Source organism: Dyella acidiphila (assembly GCF_014863405.1).
In the GTDB taxonomy this organism is placed as follows: Bacteria; Pseudomonadota; Gammaproteobacteria; order Xanthomonadales; family Rhodanobacteraceae; genus Dyella_B; species Dyella_B acidiphila.
The window spans coordinates 79361-98194 of sequence record NZ_JACZZA010000010.1; the positions used below are offsets into that span (position 1 = coordinate 79361).

Below are 18834 nucleotides of genomic sequence, written 5' to 3' on the forward strand. Positions count from 1 at the left end.
CAGGATCTTCATGCACTTCACGATCTACGCCCACACCCCCGCGCCCTCCCCGGACCCGATAAAGCCGCCCGCGCCGCCGCCGGAGATACCGCCGGCCGAACCGCCCAATCCCACGCCGCAGCGGCCGCCGCTGACCGAGCCCGAACCCGGGCCGCCGCCGGTCGGCGACCCCGGCGGCCCGCCGCCCATGCCGCAGGCATGTGTTGCCTACAAGGCCTGCGCCATGCTGAGGTGATGCTGCAGGGTCGGCAACGTTTGTGCCGCAAAGGTCTTCAAGGCGGCATTCTGGCCACTGCTGGATTCATTGTTGAACAGCGCCACGGCATCTTGATGATCCTTCTGCATCATGGCGGTATACGCCTTATCGAAATCCGCGCCGTGCAGCGACTGCAGTTTCATCAGGTCGGGCTGCTGCTCGACTGTCGCCGCGCCGGCCATGGTGAAGCCGTTCTTCTGCGCGATGGTGCGCAGCTTGTCGTTGGCCGCGGTGTGATCGCGCACCATGGTGGCGGCAAAGGTTTTCACCTTGGCCGATTGCGCATTCGCCGCCGCCAGGCGGCTGGCAATCACTTCCGTATCGCCTGCCGCCGACGCCTTCACCACGAATTGCGCATCGCCGCCGGCCGCCATGGCGGCGCTGTCGGCCTGCGCGTACAGCGCTCCGGAAAACGCCATGGCCCCGGCCAGGGACAGCATCGCCACCTGCTTGCTAAGGGAAATCATTGTGCGTCTCTCCACTCGTGAACGTGGCCTTGACGCTATCAGCGCTTTCGTAACCCTCGTGTCTGCGTAAAGCGAATGAAATGAAACGCTCGCAAGTATTCATTCGCGCAAACCGGTGCATGAGATTCTCCTGTTTTCGTCACGCAGGCCTAATCCATTCGAATCTATGGTGGCGCGATGACGTACCGCACGGAGCATCCATCATGGGCGATTTCCTCGTGGCCTATTTCCACACGCAACTGGAAGCCATCACCTCGGCCAACAAACTGCAGGCCTATGGGGTGCAGCGCGAGCGGGTGACCATCCATGTCCCCGAACAGGCGGAATTCGACGCCAGCGCATCGCCGCAGGATGTCGCCGCTCCGTCGTATGACCTACGCACCGAAGAACCGCCCGAGGCGCCCCCGCTAAGCGGCAGCACCACGCTTGCGGTGGCGCTGAAAGATCACAACTCGATCAACGATGTGTGCTCGGTGCTCAAGGATGCCGGTGCCTACCTGATCGACGTGACCGAGAAAAACGTGGCGCAGGAATATCCCGATATGTAGCTGCCGCTATTCGCCGCGGGTCGCCACCACCGGCGGCACGGCGGCGGCACGCTGCGCCGGCGCAAGCACGGCGAGCTGGCCGAGCAGCCACAGCACCGCCACGCCGATGGGCAGGTAATACACCGGCAGGCGCGGCAGTTCATACGCCAGCATCAGCCAGATATTGAGGCCGTAGGCGAGCACCATGCCGATGGCCACGCCCATGCTGACGATCAGAAAATTTTCGGTCTGGAAATAGCGCAGGATGTCGCCGCGCGTCGCACCCAGCGCACGGCGCACGCCGATCTGCCGGCGCCGCTGCGCCACCCAGAAACTGGCCAGGCCCACGATGCCCAGCGCGGTGACCAGCAGCAGCGCGGCGATCACGCCGACCAGAATGCCGGTCATGGCCACGTCCTGCGCAAAATAACCGCTGCGCAAATCGGGCAAGGTGCGGCTCTGCTGCTGATCGAGCACCGCCTCGGGTGCGGCTTTGATGGCCGCCGCACGCGCATCGCGCAGCACGCGTCCGAGCTCTGCCGGCTGTGCGCGCAGCAGATAGTTGCCCGAGAGATGTTTGCCGGGCAACGCGGGTACATACACCGACCATTCGCGCGTATCCGGACCGCCTTCGCCACCGCCAGGGCGCGCCAGGTGTTCGATCACGCCGGCCACGCGGAAGTGGAATTTATCCATCCAGAATTCTTTGCCCAGCGGATCGGCGCCCTGCCACAGATGCGTGGCCAGCGCGCGCGTCACCCACACCGACGCGTCGCTGGGCACGAACTCGGCCATGCCGCGATAGTCGTCCGCAGCCGGCGGGGGACCGGCAATCAGGTGCAGCCCCAGCGCCTCGAAGCTGCCGGGGCCGGCCGCATAGAAGTCGACCACGCCACCATGCTTGAGCCCGGCCGGATCCAGCGAAATACCGGCGGTGCCCGCATGCTCGCCGAACGGCACCGCATTGATCACGCTGACCGCCTGCACGCCAGGTACCTGGCGCAGCGCCGACAGCACGCGCGCGTTGAGATCCACTTCGTTGCAGTCTTCGCAATCGAGCTTGATCTGCGCCAGCGAGGTTTCATCCACACCGCTGTGGATGTGCATCTGCTGCAGGCGACAGGCGATCAGGAAGCAGGCATTGCACAGCACCGCGCAAGCCAGCGCGATCTCCATCGCAATCAGCATGGTGGCCAGGCGATGACGGCGCAAGGCGGAGAAAATCGGGGCAATATCCATCGCAGGCGTCCTTATAGCGTCTTCAGCTGCAGGGCCGGCGCGACGCGGCTGGCGCGGAATGCCGGCAGCAGCCCGGCAATCAGCGTGGCAGCGATTGCCGCCGCGAAGGTGGTCAGAAACATCGACAGATCCAGATGCACCAGATCGGCATACGCCGCCGGCTGCCGGCGCACGATCCACAAGCCGAGCAAGGTCAGCAGCCAGCCGGCGAACCCGCCGAGCAGGCCGATCACCGAGGCTTCCGCCAGGCACTGCACGAATACGGCCGAACGGGTCGCACCCAGCGCGCGCCGCACGCCGATCTCGCCGCCGCGGTGCAGGAATTTCACCAGCAACAGTCCCACCGTATTGAACAGGCAGATCACCAGGAAGGAGAACGCCAGCCAGGTTTCCAGCTTTACGTCGCTCGGCACCACGTGATTGAAATCCAGCCACTGCATCAGATTGCGCATGCGTGTATTGCCGGCGTGGTTGAAGCGTCCCAGCGACATCTGCTGTGCGGCGTAGTCGGCCACGAAGTGCCGATAAGCATCTACCTTGGCGACATCGTTCAATTGCACCCACAAGCTTACCCACGCGCAGGGCGAATCCTGCTGTGGCGCATTCAGATCGGGCATGTGCCAGCAGGTGAACAGCTCGAATTCATTCTTGGCGACATCCAGGCCGCTGGAGAACGGCATCATCACGTCCTCCGGCTTGCTGTAGAAATCGGAGCTGTCGCCATCGACGTAGCGGCCGCCCGCCACGGAATAGAACAAGGGTGACGGACGCCACGGCTTGAGCACGCCGATGATGGTCATGTCGCTGCCGCGCAGGCGCAGAATGCGGCCGACGCTGTCGGCGCCGCCAAACAGTTTTCTGTTCAAGTCATCGGAAATCACCACCACCCTGTTGCGCGCCGTATCGTCCGCTGCGCTCCAGCCGTGTCCGTACTGGAACGGCACCTCGAACATCGGAAAGAAATCCGCGGTAGTAGCCAGCACCAATAGCTTCAAAGCAGGCAGGTTGGCCGAGGGTGCGGTCACGCGCATATCGGCATGGCCGATCAAGGCCTGACGATCGGCGCGATGTGCCGACCACAGGTCGAAGGCGGAATGGAAATCCATCATGTCCAGGGGATCCTGGCTGTCCTTGTGATCCGGATCGGCATCCACCTGCGGATAGAACAGCTGGCCGCTGCGGCCCGGCAGCGGATCGCCGGAAAGTATGTGCATCACCGTCAGCGTGGTCATGCTCGCGCCAATGCCCACGGCAATCGCCAGGATCATCAGCGAGGTCAGCACCCGGTTGCGCCTCAGCCCGCGAAATGCCAACTGCATGTAGTAAGCGAACATCCCTCCTCCCCGGTCCGCATCCACTGCGCGGACAGCATGGCCCCAAACGACAGGCAGCAAGGCGCATGCCAGCTGCTCATTCCAAAAAAACGTCCTTATACATCAAGGCGCTTTCCGTCCATGGCAGACCGTGCGCGAGTGTCCGCGGACAATCGCTGCGGACAAGCGGACATGCATATAGATGGCATGGCCATCGATCAGCCGACTCGCAATGGCAAGCACTACAACGCGCAATGTCTTCACGGCTTGTTGACTTGCTGCGTTGCTAGAAGGTATAGGTATAAGCATAGGCCTTGATGGACGCCAGGCTGATACCAGTCATGGATCCAAGGTCTTCCTCCATACCGAACAGGGGCGCGTTTCCACGCAACGGTCTGGAGTAAGGGGAAACTCATCACCGCAGGATTCTTTCCTTCGGCTGTAACTGAACACTGTCGCTCATCGCTTGATAGGACCGGTAGATGAACCGCTGTCTCCTAATTGAAAGTCCAGCGAGCTGCGCGTGCGCGGTGGTTGCCCCTGCCTGCTCGGCAAAGCGGCAGTGCAAATCGATGTCTGTACGCGACCAGGCCAAGAAAAGCGCGCTGCGCGCGCGTGGCAAATGCATCGCCGGCTATTCGCCGCCGTTTGCCGCCTGAAAACTCCCTCCTGAGCTAACGACTCGCCTTTCCGGCCGATGTAATCGGGCCGGCGTCTGGTTGTCACCCGGCTGATGGATTGACGGCTTGCATCGCGCAGGCCGCCTGGTGCGCCTATCGCAGAAAGGGTTGTCGTGGCGTCATGCCCATGCAAGACCATGCGCCGCGGGATGAGCCCGTCGGACGGTCGCACCCCTTTCCCGGAGAATTACAATGAAATCCGCTGCTGCCCTCAGCCGTAAACAATTGGCGCTCGCGTTATCCGCCGGACTTGTTTCCCTCTTCGCCGCCGCCCAGGCCTTCGCCACCGACGTGCATGGCCATCTGCAACAAGATGCCGGCGGTGCACCGGTCGCCAATGCGCGCGTATCGCTCACCGGCACCAACTACACGACCACCACCGACAAGAACGGCAACTTCGTTTTCGCCAATGTGCCCGCAGGCAGCTATACCGTGTCGGCGAATGTGGCCGGTTTCGCTACCGCCAATTCGGCGCTGACCGTCGATGCCAGCGGCCAGGCCAATGTGGCGCTGAGCATGAAGAAGGTGGCCGAACTGAAGGGACTTACCGTAGCGGCCAACCGCTACGACGCTTCCAGCATGCAGATGGACGCGCCCAACACGGTCAACGTGCTGTCGGCGGCCGATCTGCAATACACCGCCGTGCATAACGTGGCCGAAGCACTGGGCCTGATTCCCGGCGTGAACGTGACCAATACCGGCTCCGGTTATTTCTCCGGCATCGACGGCGCGGCGCGCGGCGAAGGCGTGTATGCCACCGTGCGCGGCCTGCCCGCCGACTACGACGTGAACCTGATCAACGGCGTGGAAGTGGCGCAAGGCATGCCGTACAGCCGCAGCGTGCAGTTGAGCCTGCTGCCGCCGTCGGGGCTGCAGACGATCGTGATGAACAAGACTTCCACCGCCGACATGGACGGCGATGCGATCGGCGGCACCGTGGATTTCCGCACGCCTACCGCGTTCGACTTCGCCAAGGACACCAGCGGCAGCGTGCAGGTCAGCGGGCGCTCGGAAAGCCGTGCGCAGGATTACAACCAGAGCGGACTGGGCGGCGGCGCCGCGGCGGACTTCCAGACCAAGTTCGGCAGCGAAAAGCAGTTCGGTGTCTACGCCAGCGCGGATTACGACTATCGCAGCTATGTGAACAGCGAAGAAGCCGCCGCCACCAGCGCGCTCAACGACGGTTCGTGGGCGTTTGCACGCACCGATGCCGCCGGCAATAGCGCACCCGGCTACAACCCGGCCAAGAATCTCACCAGCATCGGCATGGACGTGGGCGTCGTGCCCGGCTACGAGCGCCGCTACGGCGGCAATTTCTCGTTCGACTGGAAAGTGGACGAAACGCTCAGCGCCTATCTGCGCATGACCTACGCCTATGCCGTCACCTCGGAAGACACCTCCTTCACCCAGCTGATTCCGCAGAACGTGACGTACCAGGAAATCGGCAATACCGGCGTGTACCAGCCCAATATCGGGCGTATTGCCGCGCGCTACTGGTATGAAACCAACCCGGAAGTGGCCGACCTCACCACCTTCCAGCTCGGCGCCGACAAGACCATCGGCGGCTGGACCATTTCGCCGAACGTGTTCTACAGCTTCGGCGACAACGATCGTCCCGATCACGTGGAAATCGACGGCCGCGAAGACAAGTATTCGCAGACCAATTTCCCCTACAGCGGCGGCTCGCTGATGAGCTACGGCGCCGGCGGCTTCCCCTATCCCCAGCTCACGCCGGCGCTGCTGGCCCAGGTCAACAACATCCCCTCGCTGTATGCCAATGACGACGGCGAACTGACCAAGATCTATTCGGGCCAGCGCAAGGGCGGCGCCAAGCTCGATTTCCGCTATGACTTCACCGACGGCGCACTGTCGTCGATCCAGTTCGGCGCCAAGTTTGCCGAGAGCGTGCGCAATTTCAGCGACCGCGACTGGTCCACCGCCGGCATCAACGACGGCGTCACCACGCTGGGCGACCTGGGCATCTTCAACGGCAGCTACAGCGCGATCTTCCCCGGCCAGTACAACTGGAAATCGCCCAAGGTCAGCGAATCGGGCGTCAGCAACCTGATCCAGCAATACCTGGTGAACAGCGACCTGGACACCTGCGGCAACAGCTACTACATCAATAACTATTACTGCGACAGCCTGCGCGGTGTGGAAGCGGTCAGCGCGCTCTACGCCAAGGCCACGTTCAATATCGGCAATCTGGAAATCATTCCCGGCTTCCGTTTCGAACATACCGATATCCACAACACCTACTGGGTGTCGCCGCAGGACAGCGCCGGCAACGATGTTCCCGGCTATTTCCAGACCAACTACACCCATTACGACGAACCGCTGCCGAGCATCTTCCTCAACTACCGCCAGGGCGACGGCGCGGTGTATCGCGCCGGGCTGTGGCAGAGCTATACGCGGCCGTCGCTGTACCAGCTGGGCAGCGGCTCGGAAATCAGCGTGTCCGACGGTGTCACCACCATCACGCGCGGCAATCCCAACCTGAAGGCCATCAAGGCCACCAACCTCGACCTGTCCGGCCAATGGACCAATAACAACGGCGGCTATGCCTCGCTGGCCGGCTTCTACAAGCACCTCAGTCATTACATCTACGATGCCGGCGGCGAGCAGGCCAATTCCAGCACCAGCGACCAGGGCACGGTGCTGTACCAGACGCCGGAAAACGGCGGCAATGCGCGCGTCTACGGCCTGGAGCTGGATACGCACCAGAAGTTCAAGTTCCTGCCCGATCCGTTCGATGGCTTCGGCGTGGGCTTCAATGCCACGCGCCAGAACACGCATGTAAACCTGGGCACGCCCGGTTTCCAGGACGAGGAAATGCAGAGCGCGCCCAAGTTCATGGCCAATGCGGAAGTGTTCTACGAAAAGAACGGCTTCTCGCTCAACCTGAGTTATCACTACACCAGCGCATGGCTGGCGAACTACGACTATCTGAACCAGGGCGCTTCCTGGGACGATCTGTGGATCCGCCCGATCAAGCGCCTGGACCTGCATGCCGGCTACGTGTTCCACAATGGCCTGCAGGTGGATTTCTCCATTTCCAACCTGGCCAACAACTACAGCTACTGGGCGCATATCGGCAAGCACAACCTCACCATCTCCGATATCGTCGATACCGGCATGACGTCGTTGCTGACGGTGAAGTACAACTTCTAAGCGAAGGCCTCCGCACTTCGCCCTCTTCCCTGCGGGGAGAGGGCTGGGGTGAGGGGCCACCCTCGCGCTATGCCAACCATCGCTCGAAAGCCCAAAACCAACCATCACGCACAGAAATAGTTCGCCGCAAGCCTTGTCCCCTCACCCTGCCATCTCCCTGCAGGGGAGAGGGAAAAGCACAGCAGTCAGGCCCACGCATGAAACGTCGCGAATTCATCAGCTTCGCCCTCCTGTCCACGCTGGCGCTGGATGGCCGCGTGCTCGCCGCGGGCGGCCAAGGCACGCCGGTCGCGACGCCGCTTGCCGATGGCAAGCCGCATGCATTCACCCTGCGCGCGCACGACTTCGTGATGGATGGCCAGCCGTTCCAGATCCGCAGCGGCGAAATGCATCCGGCGCGCATTCCCCGCTCGTACTGGCACCATCGCATCCGCATGGCCAAGGCAATGGGGCTCAATACCATTGCGCTGTACATCATGTGGAACCAGCTGGAAGGCGAGCCGGGCGTGTTCGATCTCAGCTCGGGGAACCGCGACTTTGCCGCCTTTATCCAACTGTGCCAGGCAGAGGGCATGTGGGTGTATCTGCGCCCCGGTCCCTATGTATGCGCCGAGTGGGATATGGGCGGCCTGCCGGCCTATCTGCTGCGCAAGCCTGGGGTCAAGCTGCGCGACCGGCACGACGCCGACTACATGGCAGGCGTGCAGCGCTATATCGCCGCGGTAGCGCCGAAGATCGCTCCGCTGATGGCAGCGGCCGGCGGTCCGGTGCTGATGCTTCAGATCGAAAACGAATATTCCTCGTTCGCCGCCGATGTCGGCTATCTTGAAGCGGTGCGCGATTTGTGGCGGTCGCACGGCATCGACGGACCGTTTTCGCTCAGCGAGACGCCACCGGATTTCAAGCGCCGCCATGCCTACCTGCCCGATGCCGCGCTCGGCCTGGATGGCGCCGAACCGCCGCAGCTGCGCGCCGCACTATCTTCCGCACCGCATGCGCCGGTGTGGGTGGGCGAATCCTATCCCGGCTGGCTTACCCACTGGGGCGAGCGCGAATTCGCCCGCAAGAGCAATGCCGAGGTGATGCGCAAGCTGATCGCCGGCGGCTATTCCTTCAATCTGTATGTGGTGCACGGTGGCACCAATTTCGGCCTCAGCGCCGGCGCGAATGCGGATGACGACGGCTCCAACTTCCAGCCGGTGATCACCAGCTACGACTACGCCGCGCCGATCGACGAATGCGGCGACCCCACGCCGGCTTATCACGCATTGCGCGCGATCATCGGCGGCGCCGATGCACCGGCGCTGCCGCCGCCCTGCCCCAAGGGTGCGTTTGCCGACGTGTTGCCGGCAGCGTATGCCTCGCTCTGGGACAACCTGCCCGCGCCGGTCAGCACGCACGTGCCGGCCGGCAACGAAGCCTTGCTGCGGCAAAACCAGGGCATCGTCGTGTACCGCAAGACCGTCAAGCGCGGCCATGCGCTGCATATCGATGGCGTGCGCGATTACGCGGTAGTGCACGTCGACCAGAACGAACGCGGCCATATTTCGCGCGTGCGCGATCCGCGCCTGCACAGCTCGCCGACCCTGCACCTGGCGCATGCCGGCCAGCAGGACGCAATGCAGTTGGAGATCCTGGTCGACAGCTTCGGTCATATCAATTTCGGGCCGCAGGTCGGCGACGCCAAAGGCCTGGTCGGCAGCGTGCAGCTCGATGGCACGGCGCTGCGCGACTGGCAGGTTTACGGTCTGCCGCTGGATGAAGCTTTTATCGCCGGCCTGAAGCCCACGCTCGCGCAGCCCGCTCGACCCGGACTGTTCTTCAAAGCGAACATGCGCCTGCACCGACAGGGCGATGTCTATATCGACCTGCGCGCCTGGAACAAGGGCTATGTCTGGGTCAACGGCCATCTGCTGGGACGCTACTGGCATATCGGTCCGCAGCAATGCCTGTATTGCCCGGCCGAATGGCTGAGCGACGGCGACAACCAGATCCTGATCCTGGACCTGCACCAGACCACGGCAGCACCGGTGCGCTGTGCCAGCAATCTGGCGGGGACAGCGTGATGAATTCCATCGGCCAGACCTCCGCCGCTACCGAGCACAGCGCAACCGCATCGGCGCCGCCGCGTGCGCTGGGTTTCTGGGGCGGCCTCTCGGCCAATCTGTTGAACATGATCGGCGTGGGGCCCTTCATCACCATTCCGCTGGCGCTATCGGCGCTGGCCGGTCCCATGGTGCTGGTCGGCTGGCTGGCCGGCGCGCTGTTGTGCCTGTGCGACGGCATGGTGTGGGCGGAACTGGGTTCGGCCATTCCCGAATCCGGCGGCCCTTATCATTACCTGCGCACCGCTTACGGCAGCGAAGGTGCGGGACGCCTGTTCGGCTTTCTCTACCTATGGCAGACCGTGCTGACTGCACCGCTGTCGATCGGCTCGGCCGCGGTCGGCTTTGCGCAATACCTGGCCTTCCTGCTTCCGGGCCTGGACCATCGCGGCCAGGTGATCACGGCTGCGCTGCTTTGCCTGGTCAATACCGCCTTGCTGTATCGCAAGGTCGATTCGGTGCAGCGACTGTCGCTGCTGGTCACGGTGGTGGTGATCGGTGCCTGCCTGTGGATCGTGCTCAGCGGCCTGCTGCATTTCGATATGCACCGCTTTGCCGGCTTTATGCACGCCGGCACCGATATGCACGGATTCTGGCTGGGGCTGGGCACGGTCAGCCTGATCGCGGTGTACGACTACGGCGGCTACAACAATGTCTGCATGCTGGGCGGCGAGATCAAGCGGCCGCAGCGCAATATTCCGCTCGCCGTATTGGTCTCGATTCCGATCGTGGCGGTGCTGTACATGGGCTTGAACCTGTCGGTGCTCGGCGTGCTGCCGTGGCAGCAGGCGGCGCAATCCAAGGCAGTGGTCGCCGATTTCATGCAGGCCATCTACGGCCACACCGGCGGCATGGTGGCGGTGCTGCTGATCCTGCTGGCGAGCTGGGGTTCGGCCCTGGTGGTATTGCTGGGCTATTCACGCGTGCCGTTTGCCGCCGCCGCATCCGGCCAGTTCTTTCCGATCTTTGCGCGGTTGCATCCGCGCGGACGCTTTCCCACTGTGGCGCTGCTATTTACCGGCGCGATCTCGGCACTGGCCTGCGTGCTGCCGCTGGACGACCTGATCGCGGCGCTGATGATCATCCAGATCATGTACCAGTACCTGGCGCAGTGCCTGGCCATCGTGCTGCTGCGGCGGCGCCCGCGCGATCCGCACCATTTCCGCATGCCGCTGTATCCGCTGCCGGTGCTGATCAGCGTAATCGGCTGGCTGTACATCGTATGCACCAGCCCCTGGCGGCATATTCTCGCAGGCGTAGCAACCATGCTTGGCGGCGCGCTGATTTACGCAATCGATGCATGGAGACATAAAGCATGGCCGTTCCAGAGACCATGAAACGCTGGGATGTGGTGGTGGTGGGCGAGATCTACGCCGATCATGTATTCAGCGGCTTCCAGCACTGGCCGGCGCCAGGCGAGGAAGTGCATACCGACCACTATCTGCGCGAACTCGGCGGCGGCACCGTCAACACCGCCTGCGGCCTGGCCCGGCTGCAACGGCGCGTGCGCCTGGTGGGACTGATCGGCGAAGCGGATCGCGAGTGGTTCAAGTCGCGCCTGAAAAGTTTCGGCCTGTCGGCCGATGGCTTGCGCTGCAGCCCGCTGGATACCGGCGTGACAGTCAGCGTATCCACTGCGCAGGATCGCAGTTTCTATACCTATCCGGGCGCCAACCGGCGCCTGACCGAACTGCTTGACGATCCCGGCACGCGCAGCGAGCTGATCGCTGCGCGCCATGTGCACTTCGCCATGCCGCTGGCGGCGGACCTGGCGCGGCGCCTGTTTCCGCTGCTGCATAAAGCCGGCTGCACCACCTCGCTGGATGTCGGCTTCAGTCCGGACTGGCTGCAGGACCCGGACAACCACTGGACCTGCCGCGCGGTCGACTATTTCTTCCCCAACCAGGCCGAAGCACGCCTGCTCAGCGGCGACGAGAGCGCCGAAGCGTTTCGCGACTGGGCCCAGTCGGTGGGCTTGCGCCATGCCGTGATCAAGCTGGGCGCCGCCGGCGCGGCGGCCATCGTGCGCAACGATTTGCTGCGCGTGCCGCCGCCACCGGTGCATGCCGTGGACATGACCGGCGCCGGCGATGCCTTCGACGCCGGCTTTATCGATGGCGTGCTGAACGGCGAATCGATCGAACACTGTCTGCAACGCGCCTGCATCTGCGGCGCGTTGTGCACCACCCGGATCGGCGCACTGGAAGGGCTCCCCGATCTGTTTTCGCTAAGGAGTACGTATGAGCAAATCTATGGACCGTAAGATCGCCCTGATCGGCGGCGGCGGTGTGCGCGCACCGCTGGTGATCTTCGGTGTGGACGAAGCAACCGAGGCCTTGGGCGCAAAGGAACTGGTGCTGTACGACCCCGACCAGGACCGCCTGGCGGTGATGGTGGCATTGGGCCGGGCGATCGTGGCCAAGTCCGGCGGCTCGTTGCAGCTGCGCGCAGCCACCTCGGCGGAAGATGCGATCGACGGCGCGCAGTTCGTGATGAACAGCATCCGCGTCGGCGGCATCGCCGGACGCGCGGCCGACGAGCAGGCCTCGATCGAACAAGGCTATCCCGGCCAGGAGACCACCGGTCCGGCCGGCGCGGCCATGGCGCTGCGCACCGTGCCGGCCGCGCTGGAACAAGCCCGGCTGGTGGAACGCCTGAGTCCGGATGCGTGGCTGGTGAACTTCACCAATCCCGCCGGCCTGATCACCCAGGCCGTGACCAGCCATACGCGCGCCAAGATGGTCGGCATCTGCGATACCCCGACCGAGCTGTTCCACAACATCGCCACCGCGCTGGGCGAACCACTGCACGATGTGCACTGCGATTATGTCGGCCTCAATCACCTGGGCTGGGTGCGCGGCGTGCGCGTGCGCGGCGTGGATGTGATGGACAAGCTGCTCGCCAGCGACGAGCTGCTGCGCCAGCTGTATCTGGCGCCGCTGTTCGACTTCAGCATGATCCGCTCGCTGCGGCTGATCCCCACCGAATACCTGTTTTTCTATTACGAACGCCGGCGCGCCCTGCACAACCAGCAGCAGCAAGGCGGCAGCCGTGGTGCGGAAATCCAGCAGCTCAACCAGATCCTGATCGACGAGCTGAAGAGCCGTCTCAACGCCGGCGACGGCGACGGCGCGGTGGCTGCCTATGCGGCTTACCTCAACCAGCGCTCCGGCTCGTATATGAAACTGGAAGCGGAAGGCGGTTCGGCCTTCGATCCTGGCGTCAGCCTCAATGTGGATCCGTTCCGCACGGCCACCGGCTATCACCGCATCGCCATCGATGTGATGAGCGCACTGACCGGCGCCAGGCCGGCCACCATTGTGGTCAATACACGCAACCGCGGCGCCCTGCCCGACCTGCCCGACGACGACATCGTGGAAACCGCCGCACGCATCAGCCTGGATTCGGTGGTGCCCGAACCGATTGCGCCACTACCGGATGAAGTACGCGGACTGGTGCACGCGGTTAAAGCCTATGAGCGCGCTGCCATCGAGGCCGCCATCGGCAACCAGCGACTGACCGCACGCAAGGCACTGCTGATCCATCCGGCCATCGGCGAATGGACGCCGAGCGAAGCGCTGTTGCGCAACATGTTCGGCAGTGTCGACGCCGATGGCGAATGCCTGTGCCATGGCCCCATGCACGGACATCCGCATCGCTAAATAGACACCGGCAGCCCCGCCTTCCCCATTTCCCTCAGGCAAGCACTTCGTATTCGGATTTCACCAGACCGCTCCCGTACGCATGGGTCGCCACGTGACGTAGCTGCACATCGTGCGGGAGTGAACCGAACAGCGGGATGCCTTCGCCGATCAGCACGGGCACGCGCGTCACGGTGATGTGCCGGACCAGTCCGGCGCGCAGAAAGCCCTGCACGGCCACGCCGCCGTCGATGTAGGCGTGCTTGAAGCCGCGGGCGGCGAGCTGCGCGAAAATTTCCGCCGCATCGCCGGCCATCCGCTCCACGCGTCCCACCGCCATGCTGGAAATATCCAGCGGCCGATGGCTCAGCACGATTACCTGGCGCTCGCCATAAGGCCACGCGGGCAAGGCCAGCACGACCTCGAAGGTATGCCGCCCGATGACCAGCACATCGACCGTGGCGATGAACTCCTCGTAGCCGTGCGGTTCGCCGCCGCCGGCAGGAAGGAAATCGTAGGCGCCGTTGCGGCGCGCGATATAGCCATCCAGGCTGGTTCCGACGAAGACGGAGGTCATCATGGCGGCAGCTCCCAGGCGGGTAGGCCGTCAAATTAGCATGCGGGCTGCAACCATGCCTGCTTGATCGCCTGTGCTAGATGACGAGGTAAACGCCGGCAATTCCCCTACCGTCATTCCGGCAAACGCCGCTAAAAACTCACGCGCACCCCTGCGCTGGCACGCCAGCCACCGGGAAGAGTGTCTCCACTGGATGAATGTCCCGCCTCGGCGAATACCCGCCAATGCCCCGGCAGCGCCACTTGCACGCCCGCCGCCGCTTCCGCGGTGGTCGCATGCCGCGCCGGCAGCAGCACCGGCAGCGTGCCGCCATCGAGCGAGGCGGTAAGGTCGGGACTGGCACCCACCACATGCACCACCGCCGCCCGCGCGTATACATCCGCCGCGACGGTACCGGTGCCGGGCAAGGTCTGGCCGGCCAGCAGGCCGGCACGCGAGAGGAAGCTATGGTTCTGGCGCACGTCGAAGCGCACATCATTGCTGGCACGGTAACTGCTGTGGCCGACCGATCCGTATGCGGCCTGCAGCTGCGGCTCGATATACCCGCCGCGCTGGTTGCGCAGACGCCGGCCCACGCGCAATGACAGGCTTGCCGAGGGCGAGCGGTAGCGCGCGGCGGCGGTGCCGAATGCGTCGGTGGCCACGTAGCTGCTACGCCAGTGCCCGGCCCGCGCCACGAGATCCGCAAACACACCGCCGGCAGACACCCAACTGCTGTACAGCCCGAGCGAATCGCCGCGCAGTTCGGCGCTGCCGTTCGGCACCTCGGCACGCGATTGATCGTGCGTGTAGACCAGCCCGGTGGTGTTGGTGCCGCCGTCGTAGTTGCTGCGCCGGTCGGCGCCGATGGATGCCGTCGTGGTGCTTTGCCGGTAGCGGCCATCCTCGCCGTCACCATGCAATTCGCCGCCGCCGGCATCGGTCCACACGGCGGCAGTGTCGTCTTGATCCAGTCGCAAGGATTCACTGCGGCGATCCACGGCCGCATCGTCCAGCTGCCATGCATTGGCCAGCGCGCGCGCGGTATCGGCGGCAACCATCACGCCGGTGGCCGGTGTCATGACGGCGGCGCCATTGGCCGGCACGACGCCCACGTCTGCCGTATTCAGATGCTTGGTGCTGCTCGCGACAGTGGTGCCCGCTTGGCTGCCGGACGAGCCTGTACCTGCACTGCCACCCGTGGCGCTAGTTGTATTGCCGGTACTTGTGCTGCCTGTACTCGTGCTACCAGTACTCGTGCTGTTGCTGCCGGTGCCGCTCGCAGCGGTGCTGCCGCTGGCACCGCTGTTGTTGCCGAGAATATCGATGCCGGTCAGCAATACCTGCTTGCGGTCCGTACTCAGGCTCACCTGCGGCGTATAGGAGAACTGCACCAGCGCATTCTCATAGGTGGCCTTCCACTGCCCGGTCAGTCCCTGCACCGCCTGGAACTGCGCCGTTCCGCCGGCCGCGGCGCCAGCGTCGGCGATCACGATCGGCGTAGACGCGGCAATCGCCACGCCCTTTTGCAGCGCCGTGGCATTCACCCATGAGGTGGCATCGAGCACCGGATCGTAGGCGATACGGATGCCCAGCGTGCCGCTCGCCGCAAACGAGCTGATGCCGCTGGTAAAGACAATCTTGTCGGCCTGCCCGTTGCGGATATCGCTGAGCAGCGTGAACGCCGCGCCATCGGCCAGCTGCACGCTGGCGCCATGCGCGTCGCTGCTGCCGATCTGCAGCGTGCGATAGCTGTAGGCCGGCACGCTGCCGGGCGAAAAGCTGCCCCAGCTCGCCGCCAGGTCGATGCTGCTGCCGCTGCCGATAGCAAGGCTGCCGGCACCGAAATCGGTGAGCATGCTGCCACTGCCGACCGGCATCCAGCTCGCGCCGTGGGTAAACGACAGCTCGGCGGCGCCCGCCGCGAAGACCGCCGTGCCGGAGGTGCCGCTGTCTGCAAGCACCAGGCCCTTCAGATACGAATTCGCGTCATCGAAATTCAGCGTGGTGGTGCCGCTATATACCGTGCCGCCATCGCTCACCTTGCCGGTCAGCACATCGCCCTGCACCTTTACCGACTGCGTGCCGCCCTGGTTGACCGAGAGCTGCGCGCTCACGCCATCCATGGCGGCATTCCAGATCGCGTACTGATGCGCGCCGCCGGTTTCGGCCACGTCGAGGCCGCCGGCCAGCGTGACACTGCCTCCATTGTTGGCGATGCCATAGGCCGTGCAGCTGGCGCAACTGGTGCCAGCGCGCAAGACCACGCTCTTGCCGGCATTATTGAAGCTGACGACGCCGTTGTTGTTGATTGCATAACTGTCGGTGGTGGCCGTGATGCTTACGCTGGCCGCGCCGGCATAGGTCATCGAACTGCCCATGCCATACAGATTGCTCAGGCCGGTGGGCGTACCGAAGGGGATATAGCCGGTGCCGTTGCTGACCGAAACGCTCAAGTCACCGCCCACATACAGGCGCGACGTGCGGTAGGTATTGTCGATGCCGAAGGCCGAGCGCGGCCCGTTGGCGGTGATCGACGCATTGCCGCTGATGCTCAGGTTGCCCTGGTTGCGGATGCCCATCACGGTCGAGCCGTTCGAAGTGGCCGTCAGCGACAGATTGCCGTTGATGGCCAGCTTGCTGTTGACGTTGTCGTTGTAGATGCCGTGCACATCGTCGCTCGGCCAGATGCCATACGAAACGAGCGTGACATTGCCGTTCATCACGATGCTGCTGCGGCCGCCGCCGGAATTGTAGATCGCATCCGTGGCTGCGCCGCGCGCCTGCGCGGTAATGCTGGTGTCGCCGTTGAAGGTCACCTGCCCCTGATAGACATTGAGCCCCTTCGAGTAGCCCGGCGTGTCGGTGACGATGGTGGTGGTGCCGTTGAAGGTGGCGCTCGCCTGGTAGACATTAACGCCGATGGACGAACTGTTCGGCACCGCGTCGTCCGATTGCGCGTGCACCGTGGTATTGCCGTTGACGGTAAGACTGGCGCCGCCCTGCACGCTGATGCCTTCGGCCACGCCCCAGGCCCCGGCCACCGGCCGCAGCGCGGCGACGCTCAACTGGCCGACGCCGTCGCTGCCTGCCTGCAACACCACTTTCGGGCTGGCGGCCTGCAGGTTCACCCCATAGATATCTTCCACACCGCTGGCGGTGGTGCTGATGCTGTCGCCGCTGGCGAAGTGATAGACCAGGTTGCCGTTCGCATCGGTGGATGTGGTGTACGCCGTATCCGCGCTGGTACCGGTCAAGGTGCTGCTGTAAGTGGTGGGCGCTGCCTTGGCCCTGGCCGCAGTCAGCGCCGCCAGGCTGGCCAGGATCGAAAGCGGCAGCATGCGCGTGCGCTGGCGCGCCCGCTGCCGTTGCAGTGCTTCCTCGTAATGCGCCTGGATGGAAAGCTGCCACGCTTCGGGCAGCTGTGCGAAATGCAGCGGCTCGCGCCGGTAGTCATGCCAGCGCTGGATGCTCTGCGCATCCCAGTCCTTGTTCACGGCGAATCCCCCTGAAACATGTGCGATACAGCCGTATCAAACGACTGCATGCGGCGGCGATTCTGTGGCGCATGCCGATCGGCGTCATGGTCATTTGAGGACAAGCACCGGTGCTGCCGACAAGCGTCTGCCGAAGCGTGCGATGCATCACGCACATGGCGTGACGCGGGTGTGCAAGCGCGTCCCGAAAAGACTGGCGCATGTCATCTTCGGGATCTTCTTGCCTGCACGCTTTCTGACAGACTGCTGCACGTCGCGCAGTTTTCGAAAGCTTCGCGACAGATGCCGGCATGCGGCGACCGACCGTGGCCCAGGGTTCTCCGCGATGGTTGGCACCTGCTGCTGCCGCCGCTGCATGCCGGCATCCACTCCCCTTTCCCGCCCGCCTTCCCCAGCGGCGTTCGGGCAATCACATCCAACCATGCGCGCGATGGCGAGCGTTTGCCTTGCCCATCGCGAGAATTTCAGGAAAAGGACCGATGAACAAATTCGTGCTGTGTATGGCACTGCTGGTCAGCAGCGCCAGTTTTGCCGCCAATATCGACGTGCCGAAGGTCTACACCGAGGTGGCCGCAAAACCGGCCGATCCCAAGCAAGCGGAAATTGCCGCCTTGTTCGATCGATGGAATGCCACGCTGGCCACCGGCGACGCCGACCAGGTCACCGCGCTGTATGCGCCGGACGCTGTGCTCGAACCCACCGTCTCCAACCAGGTGCGCACCACCCCCGCGGAAATCAGGGATTACTTCGTGAAGTTCCTGAAGATGAAGCCGCAAGCAGTGATCAACTACCGCGAGATCCGGCTGCTGTCGGACGATGCGGCGCTGGACACCGGCGTGTACACCTTCGCCCTCATCAGCAAGGATGGCAAGGCGCAGACCGTGCATGCGCGCTACACCTATGTCTACAGGAAGATCGGCGCGGACTGGAAGATCGTCAATCATCACTCGTCGGTGATGCCGGAAGGGACGCGCTAAGGCCGCAAGCTGCAGGATTGGACTGACGAGGTGCAGCGCGGCTATGTGTTGCGACAGGCATCAAGCCCAAGTCTCGTCAGTCCAGCCCCGCCCGTATCGCGGCGGAGCTTTTCTCAATCAATCAATGCCGCCAATACGTGCTTCGGATCGCGCTCTATGGTGCGTAACAAAGCGCGCGCAGGACCGGTAGGATTCCGGCGCCCTGCTCCCGGTTTTGTAGCGCACCCAGCTCAACATCGAGCATTTTTTGCGGACTTGGCCTGCGACAACTTCGTCAACGCACGAATGCGCTTCACCTGCTTGGAAGCAGTATCCGCTTTATGCGCTGGCGTACGCCTCCCGCGACCGATCTGATCCATCTCGGCAATGCTCTGCGTCAGCGCATCGAAAAGGCCTTTATCCATG

The 18834-nt window shown here is 63.8% G+C and carries 13 protein-coding genes; 7 read left to right on the forward strand and 6 right to left on the reverse strand.

Going from position 1 to position 18834, the window contains the following annotated elements; all coding sequences use genetic code 11:
- Positions 1–207: 207 nt before the first annotated feature.
- Complete coding sequence (locus IGX34_RS15790; protein ID WP_192556689.1) at positions 208–723, reverse strand: DUF4142 domain-containing protein; 516 nt, start codon at positions 721–723, stop codon at positions 208–210.
- Positions 724–926: 203 nt separating this feature from the next.
- Here IGX34_RS15790 and IGX34_RS15795 point away from each other — a divergent pair, with 203 nt between their 5' ends.
- On the forward strand, positions 927–1271 hold the full coding sequence (locus IGX34_RS15795) for a hypothetical protein (RefSeq protein WP_192556690.1): 345 nt from the start codon (positions 927–929) through the stop codon (positions 1269–1271).
- Positions 1272–1277: 6 nt separating this feature from the next.
- On the opposite strand, the gene IGX34_RS15800 is transcribed toward IGX34_RS15795, so the two are convergent.
- Both IGX34_RS15800 and IGX34_RS15805 read right to left on the reverse strand, forming a co-directional pair.
- Positions 1278–2489: an ABC transporter permease gene (locus IGX34_RS15800; protein WP_192556691.1), complete on the reverse strand. Its 1212-nt coding sequence runs from the start codon at positions 2487–2489 to the stop codon at positions 1278–1280.
- An 11-nt stretch (positions 2490–2500) separates the two neighbouring features.
- Positions 2501–3823 (reverse strand): ABC transporter permease, encoded by a 1323-nt coding sequence (locus IGX34_RS15805; RefSeq protein ID WP_192556692.1) that lies wholly within the window; start codon positions 3821–3823, stop codon positions 2501–2503.
- An 851-nt stretch (positions 3824–4674) separates the two neighbouring features.
- Between IGX34_RS15805 and IGX34_RS15810 the strand changes: the two genes are divergently transcribed.
- The 5 genes from IGX34_RS15810 (at position 4675) to IGX34_RS15830 (ending at position 13420) form a co-directional block, all read left to right on the forward strand.
- The gene (locus tag IGX34_RS15810; protein WP_192556693.1) at positions 4675–7653 is read left to right on the forward strand and encodes a TonB-dependent receptor; all 2979 of its coding nucleotides are present in this window, start codon (positions 4675–4677) and stop codon (positions 7651–7653) included.
- A gap of 197 nt (positions 7654–7850) precedes the next feature.
- The gene (locus IGX34_RS15815; protein WP_192556694.1) at positions 7851–9719 is read left to right on the forward strand and encodes a beta-galactosidase; all 1869 of its coding nucleotides are present in this window, start codon (positions 7851–7853) and stop codon (positions 9717–9719) included.
- The gene (locus tag IGX34_RS15820) at positions 9719–11095 is read left to right on the forward strand and encodes an APC family permease (protein ID WP_192556695.1); all 1377 of its coding nucleotides are present in this window, start codon (positions 9719–9721) and stop codon (positions 11093–11095) included. The genes IGX34_RS15815 and IGX34_RS15820 overlap by 1 nt, the downstream gene beginning before the upstream one ends.
- Positions 11074–12021, forward strand: coding sequence for a carbohydrate kinase family protein (locus tag IGX34_RS15825; RefSeq protein ID WP_225737512.1), 948 nt, complete (start codon positions 11074–11076; stop codon positions 12019–12021). The genes IGX34_RS15820 and IGX34_RS15825 overlap by 22 nt, the downstream gene beginning before the upstream one ends.
- Complete coding sequence (locus IGX34_RS15830) at positions 11999–13420, forward strand: family 4 glycosyl hydrolase (RefSeq protein ID WP_192556696.1); 1422 nt, start codon at positions 11999–12001, stop codon at positions 13418–13420. Before IGX34_RS15825 ends, IGX34_RS15830 begins: the two co-directional genes overlap by 23 nt.
- Positions 13421–13454: 34 nt before the next feature.
- Here IGX34_RS15830 and IGX34_RS15835 read toward each other — a convergent pair whose 3' ends face one another.
- Both IGX34_RS15835 and IGX34_RS22455 read right to left on the reverse strand, forming a co-directional pair.
- Positions 13455–13979 (reverse strand): dihydrofolate reductase family protein, encoded by a 525-nt coding sequence (locus IGX34_RS15835; protein WP_192556697.1) that lies wholly within the window; start codon positions 13977–13979, stop codon positions 13455–13457.
- Between the two features lie 128 nt (positions 13980–14107).
- A complete protein-coding gene (locus tag IGX34_RS22455) occupies positions 14108–17452 on the reverse strand; it encodes an autotransporter outer membrane beta-barrel domain-containing protein (protein WP_192556698.1) in 3345 nt (1114 codons plus the stop codon).
- Positions 17453–17931: 479 nt separating this feature from the next.
- Between IGX34_RS22455 and IGX34_RS15845 the strand changes: the two genes are divergently transcribed.
- Positions 17932–18429 carry an SgcJ/EcaC family oxidoreductase gene (locus IGX34_RS15845; RefSeq protein WP_192556699.1) on the forward strand — a complete coding sequence of 166 codons (498 nt, stop codon included), beginning with the start codon at positions 17932–17934 and terminating at the stop codon, positions 18427–18429.
- 230 nt (positions 18430–18659) lie between these two features.
- Here IGX34_RS15845 and IGX34_RS22125 read toward each other — a convergent pair whose 3' ends face one another.
- On the reverse strand, positions 18660–18833 hold the full coding sequence (locus IGX34_RS22125; protein ID WP_225737513.1) for a hypothetical protein: 174 nt from the start codon (positions 18831–18833) through the stop codon (positions 18660–18662).
- Position 18834: the final 1 nt, after the last annotated feature.

Coding starts and splice junctions, on each gene's coding strand:
- IGX34_RS15790 (WP_192556689.1), bottom strand. CDS start 723: ATGATTTCCCTTAGCAAGCAGGTGGCGATGCTGTCCCTGGCCGGGGCC.
- IGX34_RS15795 (WP_192556690.1), top strand. CDS start 927: ATGGGCGATTTCCTCGTGGCCTATTTCCACACGCAACTGGAAGCCATC.
- IGX34_RS15800 (WP_192556691.1), bottom strand. CDS start 2,489: ATGGATATTGCCCCGATTTTCTCCGCCTTGCGCCGTCATCGCCTGGCC.
- IGX34_RS15805 (WP_192556692.1), bottom strand. CDS start 3,823: ATGTTCGCTTACTACATGCAGTTGGCATTTCGCGGGCTGAGGCGCAAC.
- IGX34_RS15810 (WP_192556693.1), top strand. CDS start 4,675: ATGAAATCCGCTGCTGCCCTCAGCCGTAAACAATTGGCGCTCGCGTTA.
- IGX34_RS15815 (WP_192556694.1), top strand. CDS start 7,851: ATGAAACGTCGCGAATTCATCAGCTTCGCCCTCCTGTCCACGCTGGCG.
- IGX34_RS15820 (WP_192556695.1), top strand. CDS start 9,719: ATGAATTCCATCGGCCAGACCTCCGCCGCTACCGAGCACAGCGCAACC.
- IGX34_RS15825 (WP_225737512.1), top strand. CDS start 11,074: ATGGCCGTTCCAGAGACCATGAAACGCTGGGATGTGGTGGTGGTGGGC.
- IGX34_RS15830 (WP_192556696.1), top strand. CDS start 11,999: ATGAGCAAATCTATGGACCGTAAGATCGCCCTGATCGGCGGCGGCGGT.
- IGX34_RS15835 (WP_192556697.1), bottom strand. CDS start 13,979: ATGATGACCTCCGTCTTCGTCGGAACCAGCCTGGATGGCTATATCGCG.
- IGX34_RS15845 (WP_192556699.1), top strand. CDS start 17,932: ATGAACAAATTCGTGCTGTGTATGGCACTGCTGGTCAGCAGCGCCAGT.
- IGX34_RS22125 (WP_225737513.1), bottom strand. CDS start 18,833: ATGGATAAAGGCCTTTTCGATGCGCTGACGCAGAGCATTGCCGAGATG.